The sequence below is a fragment of the Streptomyces sp. NPDC005576 genome, from assembly GCF_042871745.1.
Classification (GTDB): Bacteria; Actinomycetota; Actinomycetes; order Streptomycetales; family Streptomycetaceae; genus Streptomyces.
In genome coordinates this window covers 589,170-606,092 of sequence record NZ_JBIAJC010000001.1, presented here as the reverse complement: position 1 = coordinate 606,092, position 16,923 = coordinate 589,170, and the positions used below count along the sequence as shown (strand labels likewise).

Sequence of the window (16,923 nt, the reverse complement as noted above, 5' to 3'; positions counted from 1 at the left end):
TCTCCGTTCTCTCGTGTTTCCGGTCGTGTTGCGGTCCTGCGCAAGCGCTTTCCCCTCGCCGTGCGAGGCCCCGGAGGGGTTCTCTCGCAGGGGGTGGGTGCGCCGGAATGCCGGGGGCCGGTGTCAGCCGGCGTACGGATCGGGTACGTCGCCCTCGCGGGCCAGGAAGGCGAAGTCGCAGCCGGTGTCGGCCTGGGTGATCTGGTCCTGGTAGAGCGCGCCGTAGCCGCGGCCGTACCGGGCGGGCGGCGGGGTCCAGGCGGCCCGGCGGCGCTCCAGCTCCTCAGTCTCGATGTCGAGACTGAGGCGGCGGGCCGCCACGTCCAGGGTGATGGGGTCGCCGGTGCGGACGAGGGCGAGCGGACCGCCGATGAACGACTCGGGCGCGACGTGCAGCACACACGCCCCGTAACTCGTGCCGCTCATACGGGCGTCGGAGATCCGCACCATGTCACGGACGCCCTGCTTCAGCAGGTAGTCCGGGATCGGCAGCATGCCGTACTCGGGCATTCCGGGGCCGCCCTTGGGACCGGCGTTGCGGAGCACCAGCACATGGTCCGGGGTGATGGCGAGAGCCGGGTCGTTGATGGTGCGCTGCATCTCCCGGTAGTCGTCGAAGACCACCGCGGGGCCGGTGTGGCGCAGCAGCTCCGGTTCGGCCGCGATGTGCTTGATGACCGCGCCGTCGGGGCAGAGGTTGCCGCGCAGTACCGCGACACCGCCCTCCTCCGCGAGCGGCTTGTCGCGCTCCCGGATGACGTCGTCGTTGTGCACGAGGGCCCCGTCGAGCTGTTCGCGCAGGGTGTCGTGGGTGACGGTGGGCCGGTCCAGGTGGAGGACGTCGGTGAGCCGGGAGAGGAAGCCGGGGAGCCCGCCCGCGAAGTGGAAGTCCTCCATGAGGTACTTGCCGCCGGGGCGGAGGTTGGCGAGCACCGGCACGGTGCGGGCGATCCGGTCGAAGTCGTCGAGGGAGAGCTTGACGCCGGAGCGGCCGGCCATCGCGATGAGGTGGATGACCGCGTTGGTGGAGCCGCCGAGCGCGAGGACCGTGGCGACGGCGTCCTCGTACGCCTCCGGCGTGAGGATCTGCGACAACGTTCGTTGCTGCCACACCAGTTCGACGATACGGAGGCCGGAGTGGGCGGCCATCCGGTCGTGGCCGGAGTCGACGGCCGGGATCGAGGAGGCGCCCGGGACGGTGACACCCAGCGCCTCGGCGGCGGCCGTCAGGGTGGACGCGGTACCCATCGTCATGCAGTGGCCCGGGGAGCGGGCGAGCCCGTTCTCCAGTTCGGCCATCTCGCAGTCGCCGATGAGTCCGGCCCGCTTGTCGTCCCAGTACTTCCACATGTCGGTCCCGGAGCCCAGGACCTCGTTGCGCCAGTGGCCCGGCAGCATCGGCCCGGCCGGCACGAAGACGGTCGGCAGGTCGACGGAGGCGGCGCCCATCAGCAGCGCGGGCGTCGACTTGTCGCAGCCGCCCATCAGCACGGCCCCGTCGACCGGGTAGGAGCGCAACAGCTCCTCGGTCTCCATGGCGAGCATGTTGCGGTAGAGCATCGGGGTCGGCTTCTGGAACGTCTCCGACAGCGTGGAGACGGGGAATTCGAGCGGGAAGCCGCCGGCCTGCCAGACACCGCGCTTGACGGCCTGCGCCCGGTCGCGGAGGTGGACGTGGCAGGGGTTGATGTCGGACCAGGTGTTGAGGATCGCGATCACCGGCTTGCCGAGGTGCTCCTCGGGGAGGTAACCGAGCTGCCGGGTACGCGCCTTGTGGCTGAACGAGCGGAGTCCGTCGGTGCCGTACCACTGGTGGCTGCGGAGCTCCTCGGGAGTGATGCGGGCGTTCACACCGACCACCCGGCGATCTGGTCGGCGACCTCGGCACGCTGCGCCTCGGGCAGGACCCGGCTGGGGGCGCGGACGTCGCGCCGGCAGAGGCCGAGGACCGCGAGCGCCTCCTTGACCACGGTGACGTTGTTCGCGGACTGGCGGTCCGCGCGCAGTTCCTCGAAGCGTCGGATGCTCTCCCAGACCTTCATCGCGGCGATGTAGTCGCCCGCCCGGAGCGCCTCCAGCATGGCGAGCGAGACGGCGGGGGCGACGTTGACGAGGCCGGAGGTGAACCCGGTGGCGCCGGTGGCGAAGTAGGAGGGCGCGTACAGCTCGGCGAGCCCGGCGATCCACACGAACCGGTCCAGTCCCGCGTCCCGGGCGAAGGCGCCGAAGCGGGCGGCGTCGGGGACGGCGTACTTGACGCCGATCACGTTGGGGCAGTGGTCGGCGAGTTCGGCGAGCTTCTCACCGGCGAGCAGCGGGTTGCGGATGTACGGGACGACCCCCAGCTCCGGGACGGCCTCGGCGATGGCCCGGTGGTAGTCGACCCAGCCGTCCATGGAGACGTACGGGTGGACCGGCTGGTGCACCATCACCAGTTCGGCGCCGGAGTCCCGGGCGTGCTCGGCGGCGGCGACGGCGGTGGGCATGTCGTGTCCGACCCCCACCAGGACGGTGGCCCGGCCCCTCACCTCGTCGATGGTCAGCTCGGTGACGGCACGCCGCTCCTTCGGGGTGAGCGCGTAGAACTCCCCGGTGTTGCCGTTGGGCGTGACGATGCGGACGCCGCCGTCGAGGAGCCGCCGCAGCAGCGCCCGGTGGGTGTCCTTGTCGATCGTCCCGTCCTGTGCGAACGGGGTCACGGGGATCGCCACGACGTCGGCGAGGGCCGCCTTGAGCGGGATGAGGTCCATGCCAACTGGCCTTTCGTCGATGTGGTTCACGCCTGGCCGCCCTCGGTGGCGTCGGCGGTGCCGGCTGAGCCGTCGAGGCCGTGGAGGCCGTCGGGGAACGCGCGGCGCACGAACGACGCGATGTGGTCGTGGAGAGCCGCCGCAGCGCCCGCCGCGTCCGCGCCGAGCGCGAGTCGCAGGATCTCCCGGTGCTCGGCCGCCTCGCGTTCCCAGGACGGGTTGCTCGCCCAGGCGACGGTGGAGACGAGCGCCGCCTGGTCGCGGACCTCGTCGAGCATCCGGCCCAGCAGCGGATTGCCGCACGGCAGGTAGAGGGCCCGGTGGAAGTCCCGGTTGGCCAGCGACCTGTCGGCCTTGTCGGCGGCCGAGTCGGCCCGTTCCAGCGCCTCTTGGGCCGCCTCCAGGGAGGCCCCGCCGGTGATCGTGCGGCGCAGCGCCTCGGGTTCGAGGAGCAGGCGTACGTCGTAGACCTCGCGCGCCATCTCCGCGTCCACGAGCCGGACGGTGGCGCCCTTGTACTGGCTCATGACCACCAGACCGGTGCCGGCGAGCGTCTTCAGCGCCTCGCGCACCGGCGTCTTCGACACCCCGAACCGCGCGGCGAGTTCGGTCTCCACGAGCGCCTGCCCCGGCTGCAACTGGGCCGTCAGGATCGCGTGCTTGATCGCCTCCAGCACGAACTGCGTCCTGGACGGGATGGGGGTGGGCGCAAAAGTCATGAAGGGCTCTCGCATCTCGCGTATCGCGTCTCATATATGACGTACGAAGTACGACGCGATGAAGCTAGAGCGGTCGCGAATGTTTCGTCAACGCTTCGGACAGAAGAAGTTCGGCCGACTTTCCCGGCGCCATGCCGCCCGCGGAGCAGGGGCGTTGACGGTGCGGGGACCCCCGGGCCGCTGCGGCGCAGGTGGGACCGGGCGTCGCGACCCCGGCCATGATCCGCCGGACACCGCCCGGCGGTCGGGCACGGCACACCCGGACCGGGGACGAGCCCCGCGCCGGCAGGTTGGGCCAGGGGCCCCGGGCGGGACGGGCCGGTCGACGGGCGGGGCGAGGGCTGGGAGGGCCCGCGCGGCAAGGGCGGTCGACGGGCGGGGCGAGGGCTGGGACGGCCCGCGCGACGGGCATGCCGAGGACCGGCGGGAGGTCAGGATCTCCCGCCGGTCCTCGCGCCCCGGCCGCCGTCGCCGGTGCCGCCCGTACCGGAGTCCGGTACGGGTCGTCTCATGTCCCGGTACGACTCATCTCATCCCGCGATACGGCCCAGCGCGGCGGAGACGGCCGCGAGGTCGGCGTCCGAGGCCAGCCCCGCGTGGTAGAGCCGGAGTTCGGTGGCGCCCAGGGACGCGGCGTGGGCGGCGTCGCGCTCCAGGGTGGCGGGGCTGCCCCCCATGCCGGAGACCACGCCGAAGTTGGCGGCGAGTACGCCCCGGTGGCCCGCGAACGGCCCGAGTACCGCTTCCCGGGCCGCGTCGTCCCCCGTGCACGGCAGCACCACGCCGTCGGCGACGGAGAGGATGTGCCCGGGGTCGACTCCGACGTTGGCGCCTGTGCGGTGGAACGCCGGGTCCGCGTGCAGCAGGACCCGGAAGCGCTCCTCGTCGGAGTGCGAGTCGGAGGCCGGGTCCCGGTCCGAGGTGCCGGCCTCCGCTTCCCTCACGGCGGCGACGGCCGCCTCCTGGAAGGCGTGAGCGGCCTCGCGGCGCCACCCCAGGGTGGCCGCCGCCCGTTCGGCGCCGAGCAGCTCCGCCACCCCGGCCCAGCCGGCGGCGGGTTCGGCACCCGTCCACACGGGTTCCAGCGCGCCGCGCACGGCGGCGCGCAGGCCGTCCGGGTCGAGCCCGTGCCGGGCGTACCCCGCCGCGCAGGCGGAGCAGAAGCAGAGCGACATGAGGTACTGGGCCGCCTCGCCGAGTGCCACCCCCTGGACCTTGTCGTGGCCGTGCAGGTGCCCGAAGCCGTACCAGCCGCACGACTCCAGTTCGGTGCCGCGCGCGCCGGGCCGGGTGGCGGCCTCGGCGGCCAGGTCCACGAGATGGGCGCGGACCTCGGGCCGGGCGACACAGGGCGCCCACGGATAGCGGTCCCCGTAGGCGTTGACCACGGAAACCCGGGGGTATTCCTCGCCCAGGCGGGAGTTGTGCGCGAGGACGACCCAACTGTGCACCTGCACGCCGGCGTCCACGAGCGCTTCGGCCGCCGCGGCCCAGGGGTCCTCGCCGGGCGTCCAGTTCTGCGTGCGGGGCGCCAACTCCCGCCCCGCCCAGCGCTTCTCGTCCGGCGGGTAGAGCACCGCCGCGTACGAGGCGGTGACGATCCTGGTCGCGGGGTGGCGGGGGGTGAGCGCCCGGGTGGAGTGGTACGCCGAGGCGAGGGTCACCTGCTGGACGCCGAGTTCCGCGATGCGGGCGGCCGCGTCCGGGTCGCCGACGACGTCCCAGGGGTAGAGGAAGGCCGAGGTCTTCACGCCCCGCTCCCCACGGCACGCTCGGCCAGCAGGGCCCGGCCGTCGTCGATGATCTGCGCGAGTTCCTCGACGTGCGCGGCGGGCGGCTCGGTGAGCGGGGTGCGCACCTCGCCCACATCGAGCCCCTGGAGCCGTACGGCTGCCTTGACCAGGGAGACGGCGTAGCCGCGCCCCTTGGCGCGCAGCTCCACCAGCGGCCGGTAGAAGCGGTCCAGCAGGGCGTCGGCCAGTGCGTCGTCGCCCGATTCGAGCGCGCGGTAGAAGGCGAGCGCGATGTCCGGGGCGAAGGCGAAGACGGCGGAGGAGTAGAGCGTGATGCCGATGCCCCGGTAGGCGAGCCCGGTGAGTTCGGCGGTGGGCAGCCCGTTGAAGTAGAGGAAGTCGCCGCCGGGCCGCGCCGTGCGCACGGCGCTGACGATGCGCTGCATCAGGTCGAGGTCACCGACCCCGTCCTTGAGGCCGATGATGCCGGGCGTCCGGGCCAGGGCGACGACGGTCTCCGGGGTGAACACGGCGTTGTCGCGCTGGTAGACGATCGTCTCCAGCCCGGTCGCCGCCGCGAGCGCGGTGTAGTGCGCCAGCAGTCCCCGCTGGTCGGCGACGACGAGGTACGGGGGCATGGCGAGGAGCCCGTCCGCGCCGGCCTCCTCGGCGAGCCCGGCGTACTCCACCGCGAGCGCCGTGCCGTAGCCGGCTCCCGCCACGACGGGTACCTGCCCGGCGGTCTCCTCGACCGCCGCGGTGACGACCCGTCCGAACTCGGCGGGCGTCAGGGCGTGGAACTCGCCGGTGCCGCAGCAGGCGAAGACCGCCGCCGCTCCGGCGTCGATGCCGGCCCGCACGTGACGGCGGAACGCGACGAGGTCCACGTCCCCGTCCGGGCCGAACGCGGTGACGGGGAAGAAGAGCGGCCCGGCGACTGCGGTGAGCCGGGCGGCGAGGGGGGCTGGGGTCACGGGCGCTCCCTGAGCGAGTTCCGGGCGTACACAATTCTGATTGATGTCCATACTCGTGAACGACGTCACGCTAGGGCAGCGCCCCGGCGCCGGTCAAGGCAGAGACCGCGACGCACTGGGCCACCCCGCACTTTCCGGGTCGGCGCTCCTCACCCCGCGGTCGTCTACAGTTCAGTAGACCGTCTACAGAGCTGTAGTCACTGCTTGAGGGGCCGCGCCGGACGGCTCGGAGCGCGGCGGTACTGGACGGCCCGGTGGCTTCCCGCACCGTCCGACCCGGGCCCACGTCCTCCGGCCGAAGATCCGACGGAGGACCATGCGCCACAAGATCCTGATCGTCGAGGACGACCACGCCCTGCGGGACGTGCTGCGCCGCGGCCTGTCGGACGAGGACTTCGAGCCCGTGCTCGCCGCCGACGGCGCCGGCGCCCTGAGACTGGCCAAGGACGACGTCGCCGCGGTCGTCCTCGACGTGGGGCTGCCCGACGCGGACGGGCGGGACGTCTGCCAGGCGTTGCGCGCCAACGGGTTCGGTGCCCCGATCATCTTCCTCACGGCCCGCCACCACCTCACCGACCGGCTGTCCGGCTTCTCCGCCGGGGCTGACGACTACCTGCCCAAGCCGTTCCACCTCGCCGAACTCGTCGCCCGACTGCGGGCCGCGCTCAAACGCGCCGGACCACCGGCCGTGACCGTCGCAGGGGATCTGGTCCTGGACGCGACCCGGCACAGCGCGAGGGCCGGCGAAGCCGACGTCGATCTGTCACCGACGGAGTTCCGGCTGCTGGCCACGCTCGTGGCCGCGGGCGGCGCCCTCGTGAGCCGGCGCGACCTGGTGAGGGCCGCGTGGCCGGACGGCGCGCAGGTCAGCGACAACACCCTCGACCAGTACCTGAGCCGACTGCGCCGCAAGCTGCGCGAGGCAGGCAGCGGCATGAGCCTCACGACGGCGCGCGGGATCGGACACCGCCTGTCATGAACCCTCTCCCGCGCAGCCTGGCCCCCCGCACCCTGCGGGGCCGGCTCTCCCTCGTGGCGCTCACCACTGCCGCACTGCTGATGACCGTGCTGACGGTGGCGTTCAACACCGTGATGGACCGGCACCTGCGGCACCAGGCGGACGACCAGCTCCGCGACCGAGCCGCCGCCGTCGCCACCACCATCGACACCAGCGGTCCCCGGGTACGGGTCCTGGAGACCGCCAACGACCGCCTCCTCGACGCCAACGCGTGGATCTATGAGGGGACACGGCTGCTGGAGCGGCCCCCCGCCACCGCTCCCGGCAGCACGCTGACCCGGGCCGCCGCCCGGGTCGCCGCCCGGGACGAGCGCGCCTGCTCGACCGTCGGTCCTCGGAGCCCCCACCCCGTCCGCCTCTGCTCCGACCTCGTGGGCGGCCACCACGGCGCCACCGTGGTCACGGCCCTGGACCTGGAGCCCTACCGGAGTTCGGCCGACACCTCGCTGCTGGGTTCGCTGATACTGGACGCCGTCATGCTCGCGTGCACCTACGCGCTGACACGCCTGGCGGTCGGACGGGCGCTGCGCCCCGTACGCCCATGACCGACCAGGCCACCCGGTGGAGTGCCGTCGCGGCCGACGTACGCTTCGGCGCGGAGAACCATCCGGCCGAACTCGCCGGACTCGGAGCGTCGTTGGACACTCTGCTGGACCGCATACGCACCGTGCTGCGCCACGAGCAGCAGCTGACCGGCGAGCTCTCCCACGAACTGCGCACCCCGCTCACCCGCATCGTCATCGAGCTCGACTGGTGGCAGGCGCGCCCGCGCACCGCCGCCGAGACCCGCGCCACCCATGGGGTGATCGCCGAGGCGGCCCGGTCCATGCGCACCATGTGCGACACGCTGCTCGACGACGCCCGGGACAGAGCCCAGAACACCTCGGCGGCCCCCGCCGGCACCACCGCCGTGGTGCCGGTCCTGCGCCGGCTGGTCGAGAGCCTCGACGCGCGGGACCGGGTGGAGATCTTCGTCGACGGAGGGGACCCAGGACCGCGGACGGGAGTCGCGTCCCCGCTCCTCGAACGCATCGTCAGCCCGCTGCTGAGCAACGCGGTCCGCTACGCCCGCGCCACGGTGACCGTGTCCGCGCGGCAGCTGCCCGGCAGTGTGCGTATCGACGTCACCGACGACGGCCCCGGTGTGCCGAGGGCGTTCGCCGACGAACTGTTCCAGCCGGGTCGCCGCGCCGACCTGGACGACGGTCACGACGGCGCGGGCCTCGGACTGGCGCTCGCACGGCGTCTGGCCCGCTCCGTCGGCGGCGAGGTCTCCCACGCGCACGGTCACCCCTGCGGGGCGTGCTTCCGGGTCGACCTGCCTGTCGGATGACCGGCCTCAGCCGGGCTGCGGAGTGACCGGCTCCTGTTCCGTGGGCCGCGACGCGGTGGTCCGGCGTTCCCGCACCTGCGCGCAAGCCACCAGACCGAGCAGGACGGCCAGCAGCACGGCCGAGGACCCTGCGGTGCCGAGGTCCAGGCCGCCCTTGGCAACCGGCTTGGTCAGGAAGTCGCCCGCGGTGGCACCCAGCGGGCGGGTCAGGACGAAGGCGATCCAGAACAGCAGCACGTTCGGCACCACCGGCAGCGTCATCAGGGCGACGAGGACGGCGAGTGCCCCGCTCACGAGCAGTGCGCCGCCGGCGTAACCGAGTCCGGAGCTGTCGGACAGGAAGTCGCCCATGGACGTGCCCAGGGTGTTGGAGACGAGGATCGCCGACCAGAACAGAGCCTCGCCGCGGAAGGTGACGATGTCACGGATCCGGAAGGTCGTCCCGGTGGCCTTCCACACGGTGAAGACGGCCAGCAGGACGGAGACGAGGATCGCCGCACCGGCCGGGTAGCCGAGACCCAGCCCCTGCGGTCCCCAGCCGAGCGAAGTGGCACCGCCGGAAAGGAACGTGGTGCCCGCGTCCCGGTTCAGGAAGTCGGACGTCGTGGTGCCGGCCATGCTGGTCGACAGGATCACGGTCCAGTAGAAGAACGGGTGGTAGCGGCTCGACCCGAGTTGGACGACGAGCGTCACCACGAAGAGCAGGAGCAGGGCGATCGTGGTCAGGAAGTAGCCGATTTTCAGGGTCTGGGCGAAGAGGTCACCGGCCGTCTCACCGAGGGTGGTCGCGGCGATCTTCATGATCCAGAACGCCAGGGTGACTTCGGGCAGTTTCTTCCGCACCGATGTGGTCGCGCTCGCTGCGTCGAGATCGGTGATCCGTCGCGGTTGTCGCACGGTGGGGGCTCCGATTCGGTCGTACGACAGAGCGCCCGCCCCGCGAGGGGAATGGGCACTCTGCGCCATGGGGCGACCCCGAAGAGTGATCGCCGCGACCGATCCTGGCAGCGTCGGCCTGAACGCATCCTGAACGTCGGCCGCGTCTCCTCGTCAGGCCGTGTGCCGGGCGTCGCTCCGCGCCCGTGTCACGTCCTTGCGGGTCACCGAGAGGTACACGACCAGTCCGGAGATGACCGCGAGGAAGAGCGCGCTGGTGACCACCGTGCCGAGGCCCAGGCCGCCGTCGCCGATGGGCTGGGAGAGATAGTCGCCGATGGACGCGCCGAGCGGCCGGGTGAGGACGTAGGCGATCCAGAAGCTCCACACCGCGTCCAGGCCGAGCGTGAAGTGCGCGAGGGCGACCGCGGCGATGGCCAGGCCGAAGAGGAGTGCGGCGAGCCAGTAGCCGAGATCCATGCGCTCGGAGACCAGGTCACCGGCCGCGGTGCCGAGTGCGAAGGTGACCAGGACGGCGAGCCAGTAGTAGGACTCCCGGCCGGTGGTGTCGATGCGGTGGATGGACAGGGTCCGCTCACGCCGGTACCAGACCACGAAGACGATCGCGAGGATGATCGCAAAGGCCGCGGTGCTCGTCTCCAGCGGTACACCCAGGTTGTCGGTGAGGTTGTCGCTGAGCAGCGTGCCGACGACGCTGATCAGCGCGACGGCAGGCCAGTACACGCCGGGCCGGTAGGCACCGGTGCGGAACTGCGCCACCAGGACGGCCGCCAGCAGCGCGCTCATCAGCACCGACACACCGGTCAGACCGAGGCCGGCCTTCTCGTTGAGCAGGTCGGCAGCCGTCTCGCCCACGGTGGTGCACAGCACCTTGATGATCCAGAAGTAGGCGGTGACTTCGGGCACCTTGTTCCGGAGCGGCCGACGACCGGAGGGCACCGCCCGGGTGCCGGTCGCCGAGGACTCGGGGGGTTCGGAGATCTCGTATGTCATGAGGCCGCACCGTGCCACGGGGTACCTGAACGCATCCTGACTGCCGTGCGGCAGCACCCGCCGCGTCCGCGCCCCTTCCTGCCGGACACCGGCGCCCGTCCGTCGCCGCCGGCGCCCCACCGGCCACGCCGGAGCCCGGAAGCGTCCCGACCCGGTCGTACCGGGGACTGATCCGCGTCCTTCGGGCCGTACCGCGGCACCTCATGACACCGCTGCCGTGCTCATGCTGTTCAGGTCGCGTTCAGGCTCGAAGTGCCATCGTGCGGATCATGACCGCAGAGCATGCCCTCGATGACCCGCCCCTCGCCCCCGTACGCCGGACGGCGAACAAGGTGCCGGAGGTGACCGCCTACTTCTGGATCATCAAGGTACTGACCACCGGCATGGGCGAGACGGCCTCGGACCTCCTGGCACGGACGCTCGGCCCGATACCGGCGGTCGCGCTGGGCGGCCTCGCCCTGGCGGCCGCTCTCGCCGTCCAGTTCACTCTCCGCCGGTACGCCGCCTGGAGCTACTGGACCGCCGTCGTCATGGTGAGCGTGTTCGGCACCATGGCAGCCGACGTACTGCACGTGGGCCTGGGCGTGTCGTACGCGGTGTCGACGCCGGCCTTTCTCGCCGTACTGGCCGTGCTCTTCGTGCTCTGGTACGCGAGTGAGCGGACCCTGTCCATCCACACCGTCCGCACCCGTCGCCGCGAGACGTTCTACTGGGCGGTCGTCCGCGCCACCTTCGCCCTCGGCACGGCGGCGGGCGACCTCACCGCCACGGTCGGCTTCGGCTACCTGGGCTCGGTCGTCCTCTTCGCGGCGGGCATCTGCGTACCTGCCCTGGCCCACCGCTTCGGCCCCCTGGACGCGGTGACCGCGTTCTGGACCGCGTACGTCGTCACCCGCCCCCTCGGTGCGTCCCTCGCCGACTGGGTGGCACTCGGCCACACCCGTGGCGGCCTGGGCCTCGGCCTGGCACCGGTCACGCTCGCCTGGACTGCCGCGATCATCGGATGCGTCGGCTACCTCGTGGTGTCCCAGCGCGGCAGGCGCGTGCTCGCCGCGACCGGGAAGCCTCAGTGAGGTCCCGGACGAGGAGCAGGCCAGGGGCTGTCCCGCACCTCGTGGTGGATCAGTGCGCGGCGTCGAATGCGGTGCATCGCAAGGCGGAGGGATGTCCGCATACGGGATGTATGCGGACGTTCCGACAACGCGGCGAGGCGCCGTAGCCGACGTCGCGCACCCGCCAGGAATTGCGGGACAGCCCTCAGGCCGGAGCGGCCCCGCGCCGGCTCGGGCGGAACACGCGAGGGTCAAGGATCGCGAAGAGCGTCACGCGCGTCCGGCGGGCCGGCCCGGAGTCTTCGGGCAGGCGCGGTGCTGCTCCGTCCCACCCCCTGCTGTCACGGGGTCCGACCTGCCGGGACGCCCCCCGCCGCACCCCGGCCCGGAGCGTCCCGCGCACGGCGACGCGGAGGCTCCGGAGCCCGGACGGGCGACCCGGCCGCAGAGAGGCGAATCGGACCGGGGCGGCGCGCAGGCCGCCGCAAGGGCCGACAGAGCGTACTGAGCATCTCCGGCTCCGGAGAGTGCGGGGCAACCCACCGCTCGCGGAGCATCGACGGATGGAGATGATCTTCGCGGGGGGAGGCTCCGCGAAGATCAACCGCAGGTGTGTCCGCCCTGCCGGCCCTCTGGCGGGACGTGGTTGACGGGCGCCCGGCGGGCGGTGATCGAACCGCTTCTCCCTGTGCGTGAGGTGCGGCGCGGGGACCGTCCGTCGGAGTGTCGCGGCGGATGACCCTGGGCGCGGTGGCGAGTTCGGCGAATCCGGCGCTCTTGACGCGGACCGCCACCCGTCCCTAGTTTGTCCACGCATGTGAATGTCGTCCATGGATCTGGCGCGTCGTGGTTCAGCCTCCGTCGCGCCGAGGAGGCCCAGTGCCCGGTTTGCCCGCTCCCCGCACGATCCTGCTCACCGGAGCCGCCGGCGGCCTCGGCACGCTGATGCGCGAGCTGCTCCCCGCGTACGGCTACGAGCTGCGCCTCTTCGACCTCGTGCCGATCGAGGGGGAGCCGGACGCGATCACCGCCGACCTGGCCGACAGGGAGGCGCTGCGCGAGGCGGTACGCGGCGTCGACGCGATCATCCACCTCGCCGGCATCTCGCTGGAAGCCTCCTTCGAGAAGATTCTGCGCGCCAACATCGAGGGCACCCACCACCTCTACGAGGCCGCCCGCGAGGAGGGTGTCCGCCGGATCGTGTTCGCCTCCTCCAACCACGCGATCGGCTGGACCCCCGCGCCGGCCGCCGGTGAGCCACTCATCCCGGTCGACACCCCCCGGCGCCCCGACACCTTCTACGGCCTCTCCAAGTCCTTCGGCGAGGACCTGGCCCAGCTCTATCAGGACCAGCACGGCATCGAGACGGTGTCCGTCCGCATCGGCTCCTGCTTCCGCGAACCGACCTCGGTGCGGATGCTGTCGGTCTGGCTCAGCCCCGAGGACGCCGCCCGCCTCTTCCACGCGGCGCTCACCGCCCCGGACGTCTCCCACACGGTGGTCTACGGCTCCTCCGCCAACACCCGCCTGTGGTGGGACCTGTCGTCCGCCCGGGCGCTCGGGTACGAGCCGAGGGACGACTCGGAGCGGTTCGCGGAGAAGCTGGTCGCCGAATTCGGCGAGCTGGACCCGGACGACCCGGCCCAGACCCATGTCGGCGGCCCCTTCGTCACCGATCCGCCGATCTGGCCGTACTGACGGCCGGCGGGCGCCTCTCCCTTCCCGGAGGGCGCCCGCCGGGGCCCTCCGGAAAGGGGCACGCGAGCGCGTCGCCGGTGCGCTCCCCCGGACGGGTGAACCGTCACGGAAGGTAAGGGAACGGCAAAGCGGGGTCGTTCGTTACCCCGGTCATGACCGCAATGACCCCCGGCTCGAACATCCCTCTCTCCGCCGCCCGCGTGGCGGTGGACGTCGCCGCCCCGGTGCGGCTCGACGTCTCGGGCCTGCTGCTCTCCGCCGACGGCAAGGTCCGCTCCGACGACGACTTCATCTTCTACAACCAGCCCTCGGGCCCCGGAGTGACCTACCGCTCCGGGGGCGGCACGGCGCCGGACTCGATCGTGGTGGACACCGCCGCGGTGCCGCCCGGCATCGAGAAGATCGTCGTCACCGCGAGCCCCGACGCGGCGGGCCAGACCTTCCAGGGCATCGAGCCCACCGCCACCGTGCGCGACGCCGACAGCGGCAGCGCCCTCGCCACCTTCACCCCGCCGCGGCTGGGCGCCGAGACGGCACTCGTGGTCATCGAGATCTACCGCCGTCAGGGCGCCTGGAAGGCCCGTGCGGTCGGCCAGGGGTACGCGAACGGCCTGGCGGGAATCGCCACGGACTTCGGCGTGACGGTGGAGGAGCCCGCCGCGCAGCCCGCCACCCAGCCCGCTCCCCCGGCCGCACCGGCGTACCCGCAGGCCCAGGCCCACCCGCAGGCGGCGCCCGTGGACCCGAGGACCGCGCCGCCGATGCCGCCGGTGCCGCCCGCACCTCCGGCCGCCCCGTCGGCGCCCGCGTCCGGGAAGATCAACCTCGACAAGGGCCGGGTCAATCTCCAGAAGAACCAGACGGTCTCCCTGGTCAAGGGCGGCCGTCCGCTGCTCTCGCAGGTCAAGATGGGCCTCGGCTGGGAGCCCGCGTTCCGTGGCAAGGACATCGACCTGGACGCCTCGGTGATCGCCTACGGCCCCGACCGCAAGCACCTGGACAGCTGCTACTTCGGCAAGCTGTCGATCCTCAACGGCGCGGTCAAGCACTCCGGCGACAACCTCACCGGCGAGGGCGCGGGGGACGACGAGGTGATCGTCGTGGACCTCGGCCGCATCCCCGCCGAGGCCACCGGCCTCGTCTTCACGGTGAACTCCTTCACCGGCCAGAAGTTCACCGAGGTGGCGAAGGCGTACTGCCGGCTGCTCGACGCGGCCACCGGCGAAGAGCTGGTCCGCTTCGACCTGAGCAGCACGGAGCCGCAGACCGGCGTGATGATGGCGAAGCTCATCCGGCAGTTCACCGGCGAGTGGGAGATGACCGCCATGGGCGAGTACGTGAAGTCACGCACCGTGCGCGGCATGGTGAAGCCCGCCGCCGCGGCGCTCTAGCCGATCACCGCAAGCCGATCACGGGAGGGCGACGGGAAAAGCCCTGGAACGGCTTCCGGGGCACCTGTGAATCTCAGGTGCCCCGGTTCCGGGTGTCCTCCGGCGGACGGCCGCTCTTGCCCGTGGACATGTCCGTCCGACATGTCCTTGGCGTTTTCAGAGCTTGGTCAGCTTGGAGTACGGGCTGAGGATCCTCCCCTGACGCCCGGCGAAGTCGATCAGGACAGCGTCATTGTCGCCCTCGACAGCGAGAACCCGTCCGAGGCCGAACTGGTCGTGCGACACCCGGTCGCCCACGTCGAAGCATTCGACCGGTGGGGCCGCCTGGGCCGGGCGGTTGAAGGGACTGGAAGGCAGGTGGCGCCGGGATCCGGCTGACTGTTTCATTACCTTGAGTATGCGCCACCCGGACGCCCGGCGCCATGCCCGTCCCCGCCCTCGGCCCAGTAGTGCCGCATTCGTGATGCGCCCGCGACCAGGGACGGTCGCCGCCACGGCGCGCTTCCGGGCGCCCCGCGGCCCCGGACGCCGGGCCCGAAACGAACCCGAAGGTGTGGCGGTTCGCCGCGCCGGATGCCGCACGGAGCTCAGCGGGCGGGAGGTGGGCGGGAGAGGTGCGGGACCGGCCTGGAGCCGCCCCCGCACGGCCGCAGGCCGGTACGGAACCCCTGGATGGGCCCGTACCGGCCTGCGGCGTGAGGAGCGGCGTCGGAGGTCAGTGCTTGTTCGGCTGACGCTTCCAGGGGCCCGTGATGGCGAGCATGATCCCGGGGGTCTGGATGTTGGCGAAGAGGGTCTTGCCGTCGGGCGAGAAGGTGACGCCGGTGAACTCGCTGTAGGCGGGCGCCTCCGCGGTGCCCTCGTTCAGCTCGTTGCGCGCGATGGGGTACGTGGCACCGCTGTCGGTCGCCCCGAAGAGGTGCTGGACGCCCTCGCCGTCCTCGGCGATGACCAAGCCGCCGTACGGCGAGACGGTGATGTTGTCCGGGCCGTCGAAGGCGCCGTCCTTCGACGGGTCGGCGTTGACGCCGAGGAGCACCTTGAGGGTCAGCGTGCGGCGCTTGGTGTCGTAGAACCAGACTTGGCCGTCGTGCTGGACGGGGCTCTCCGCACGGGCGAACGAGGAGACGATGTAGACGCCGCCGTCGCTCCACCACATGCCTTCGAGCTTGCGGGCACGGGTCACCTCGGTGTTGGTGAACTGCTTGCGCACGGAGACGGTCTTGGCGTCGCGGTCGGGCACGTCGACCCAGTCGACGCCGTACACGGTGCCGATCTTGGTGGCGCGGGAGAGGTCGTCGACGAAGGCTCCGTTCTTGTCGAAGCACTTGGTGGCCTGGAGGACACCGGCGTCGTCCGCCAGCGTGCGGAGCTTGCCGCGGCCGTGCTTGAAGCCCTGCGGCGGGGCCCAGCGGTAGAGGAGGCCGTTGGGCGTCGAGGCGTCCTCGGTGAGGTAGGCGTGGCCGCGCTGGGGGTCGATGACGACCGCCTCGTGGGCGTACCGGCCGAATGCCTTGATCGGGCGCGGGTCGCGGTTGGCGCGCTTGTCGTAGGGGTCGACCTCGAAGACGTAGCCGTGGTCCTTGAGGAGGCCGTTCTTGCCCGCCCGGTCCTCGGTCTCCTCACAGGTCAGCCAGGTACCCCACGGGGTGGCGCCGCCCGCACAGTTGGTGGACGTACCGGCGATGCCGACCCACTCGGCGGTGTGGCCGCCCGGGCGGGTCTCCACGACGGTGCAGCCGCCCGCGGCGATCGGGTCGTAGACGAGGCCCTCGGCGAGCGGGACGGGGTGCGCCCAGCCGGCGCGGGTACCGCTCAGCTCGTGGTTGTTGACCAGCAGGGTGACGCCGCGCGGGCCCTCGAAGGCGGCGGTGCCGTCGTGGTTGGAGGGGGTGGTCTCGCCCGATTCCAGCTTGGTGACACCGCTGTGCGTGATGATCCGGTACGAGAAGCCGGCGGGCAGCGCCAGGATGCCCTTGGGGTCGGCGATCAGCGGGCCGTAGCCGGGGGCCGCGGAGTGGCCGTGGTCGTCGTGGTCGTGACCGTGACCACCGTGGCCGTCGTGGCCGTCGTGACCGCCGTGGCCGTCGTGCTCCGCGGCAAGGGCACCGGGCGCGGTGGCCAGGGTGCCGACCACCCCGGTGAGGGCGATACCGGCGCCGGCGACGGCGGACTGTCGGGTGAATTCCCTGCGGGTGAACGACATGGCGGGCTCCTGTGCGGTGTCCGGGTGTTGGCGCGCTCACAGTCCTCGGCCAGGGCCAACAGAAGTTGAACTCCGGGCGACCTGTGAGCACATCCTTGCCGTGCAACGGGCACCTCCGCACGCGGCGCACACCCGTCCGTGCACGTCCCGGCGTCGGCT

The 16,923-nt window shown here is 72.1% G+C and carries 13 protein-coding genes and 1 pseudogene; 5 read left to right on the top strand and 9 right to left on the bottom strand.

Translation table 11 applies throughout. From position 1 onward, the window contains the following. Positions 1-123: 123 nt before the first annotated feature. From araD to ACFYPN_RS02610, 5 genes are all read right to left on the bottom strand, one after another. Positions 124-1,851 carry an L-arabinonate dehydratase gene (gene araD, locus ACFYPN_RS02630; protein ID WP_389296494.1) on the bottom strand — a complete coding sequence of 576 codons (1,728 nt, stop codon included), beginning with the start codon at positions 1,849-1,851 and terminating at the stop codon, positions 124-126. Then, complete coding sequence (locus tag ACFYPN_RS02625) at positions 1,848-2,750, bottom strand: dihydrodipicolinate synthase family protein (protein ID WP_358761338.1); 903 nt, start codon at positions 2,748-2,750, stop codon at positions 1,848-1,850. Before ACFYPN_RS02625 ends, araD begins: the two co-directional genes overlap by 4 nt. Before the next feature lie 26 nt (positions 2,751-2,776). Further along, positions 2,777-3,469: a GntR family transcriptional regulator gene (locus ACFYPN_RS02620; protein WP_358761337.1), complete on the bottom strand. Its 693-nt coding sequence runs from the start codon at positions 3,467-3,469 to the stop codon at positions 2,777-2,779. A gap of 530 nt (positions 3,470-3,999) precedes the next feature. After that, the gene (locus ACFYPN_RS02615; protein WP_389296493.1) at positions 4,000-5,220 is read right to left on the bottom strand and encodes a hypothetical protein; all 1,221 of its coding nucleotides are present in this window, start codon (positions 5,218-5,220) and stop codon (positions 4,000-4,002) included. Continuing rightward, entirely contained in the window at positions 5,217-6,176 is a 960-nt protein-coding gene (locus ACFYPN_RS02610; protein WP_389296492.1) for a 5-dehydro-4-deoxyglucarate dehydratase, read from the bottom strand. The genes ACFYPN_RS02615 and ACFYPN_RS02610 overlap by 4 nt, the downstream gene beginning before the upstream one ends. Before the next feature lie 316 nt (positions 6,177-6,492). Between ACFYPN_RS02610 and ACFYPN_RS02605 the strand changes: the two genes are divergently transcribed. Next, positions 6,493-7,155 (top strand): response regulator transcription factor, encoded by a 663-nt coding sequence (locus tag ACFYPN_RS02605; protein ID WP_358761334.1) that lies wholly within the window; start codon positions 6,493-6,495, stop codon positions 7,153-7,155. Then, positions 7,152-8,527, top strand: a pseudogene (locus ACFYPN_RS02600) (sensor histidine kinase). Before ACFYPN_RS02605 ends, ACFYPN_RS02600 begins: the two are co-directional and overlap by 4 nt. Positions 8,528-8,533: 6 nt before the next feature. Here the strand turns inward: ACFYPN_RS02600 and ACFYPN_RS02595 are convergent. Together ACFYPN_RS02595 and ACFYPN_RS02590 are read right to left on the bottom strand one after the other, a co-directional pair. Then, positions 8,534-9,424: a hypothetical protein gene (locus ACFYPN_RS02595; RefSeq protein WP_389296491.1), complete on the bottom strand. Its 891-nt coding sequence runs from the start codon at positions 9,422-9,424 to the stop codon at positions 8,534-8,536. A 153-nt stretch (positions 9,425-9,577) separates the two neighbouring features. After that, positions 9,578-10,417 (bottom strand): hypothetical protein, encoded by an 840-nt coding sequence (locus tag ACFYPN_RS02590; RefSeq protein ID WP_389296490.1) that lies wholly within the window; start codon positions 10,415-10,417, stop codon positions 9,578-9,580. A 269-nt stretch (positions 10,418-10,686) separates the two neighbouring features. On the opposite strand from ACFYPN_RS02590, the gene ACFYPN_RS02585 reads away from it, so the two are divergent. The 3 genes from ACFYPN_RS02585 (at position 10,687) to ACFYPN_RS02575 (ending at position 14,558) form a co-directional block, all read left to right on the top strand. Continuing rightward, the gene (locus ACFYPN_RS02585) at positions 10,687-11,490 is read left to right on the top strand and encodes a hypothetical protein (protein ID WP_389296489.1); all 804 of its coding nucleotides are present in this window, start codon (positions 10,687-10,689) and stop codon (positions 11,488-11,490) included. A gap of 867 nt (positions 11,491-12,357) precedes the next feature. Further along, positions 12,358-13,167, top strand: coding sequence for an NAD(P)-dependent oxidoreductase (locus tag ACFYPN_RS02580; protein ID WP_358761375.1), 810 nt, complete (start codon positions 12,358-12,360; stop codon positions 13,165-13,167). 152 nt (positions 13,168-13,319) lie between these two features. Continuing rightward, complete coding sequence (locus tag ACFYPN_RS02575) at positions 13,320-14,558, top strand: TerD family protein (RefSeq protein WP_358761329.1); 1,239 nt, start codon at positions 13,320-13,322, stop codon at positions 14,556-14,558. A 156-nt stretch (positions 14,559-14,714) separates the two neighbouring features. On the opposite strand, the gene ACFYPN_RS02570 is transcribed toward ACFYPN_RS02575, so the two are convergent. Next, positions 14,715-14,945 (bottom strand): hypothetical protein, encoded by a 231-nt coding sequence (locus ACFYPN_RS02570; RefSeq protein ID WP_266703095.1) that lies wholly within the window; start codon positions 14,943-14,945, stop codon positions 14,715-14,717. 328 nt (positions 14,946-15,273) lie between these two features. Then, entirely contained in the window at positions 15,274-16,764 is a 1,491-nt protein-coding gene (locus ACFYPN_RS02565) for an alkaline phosphatase PhoX (RefSeq protein ID WP_389296488.1), read from the bottom strand. Positions 16,765-16,923: the final 159 nt, after the last annotated feature.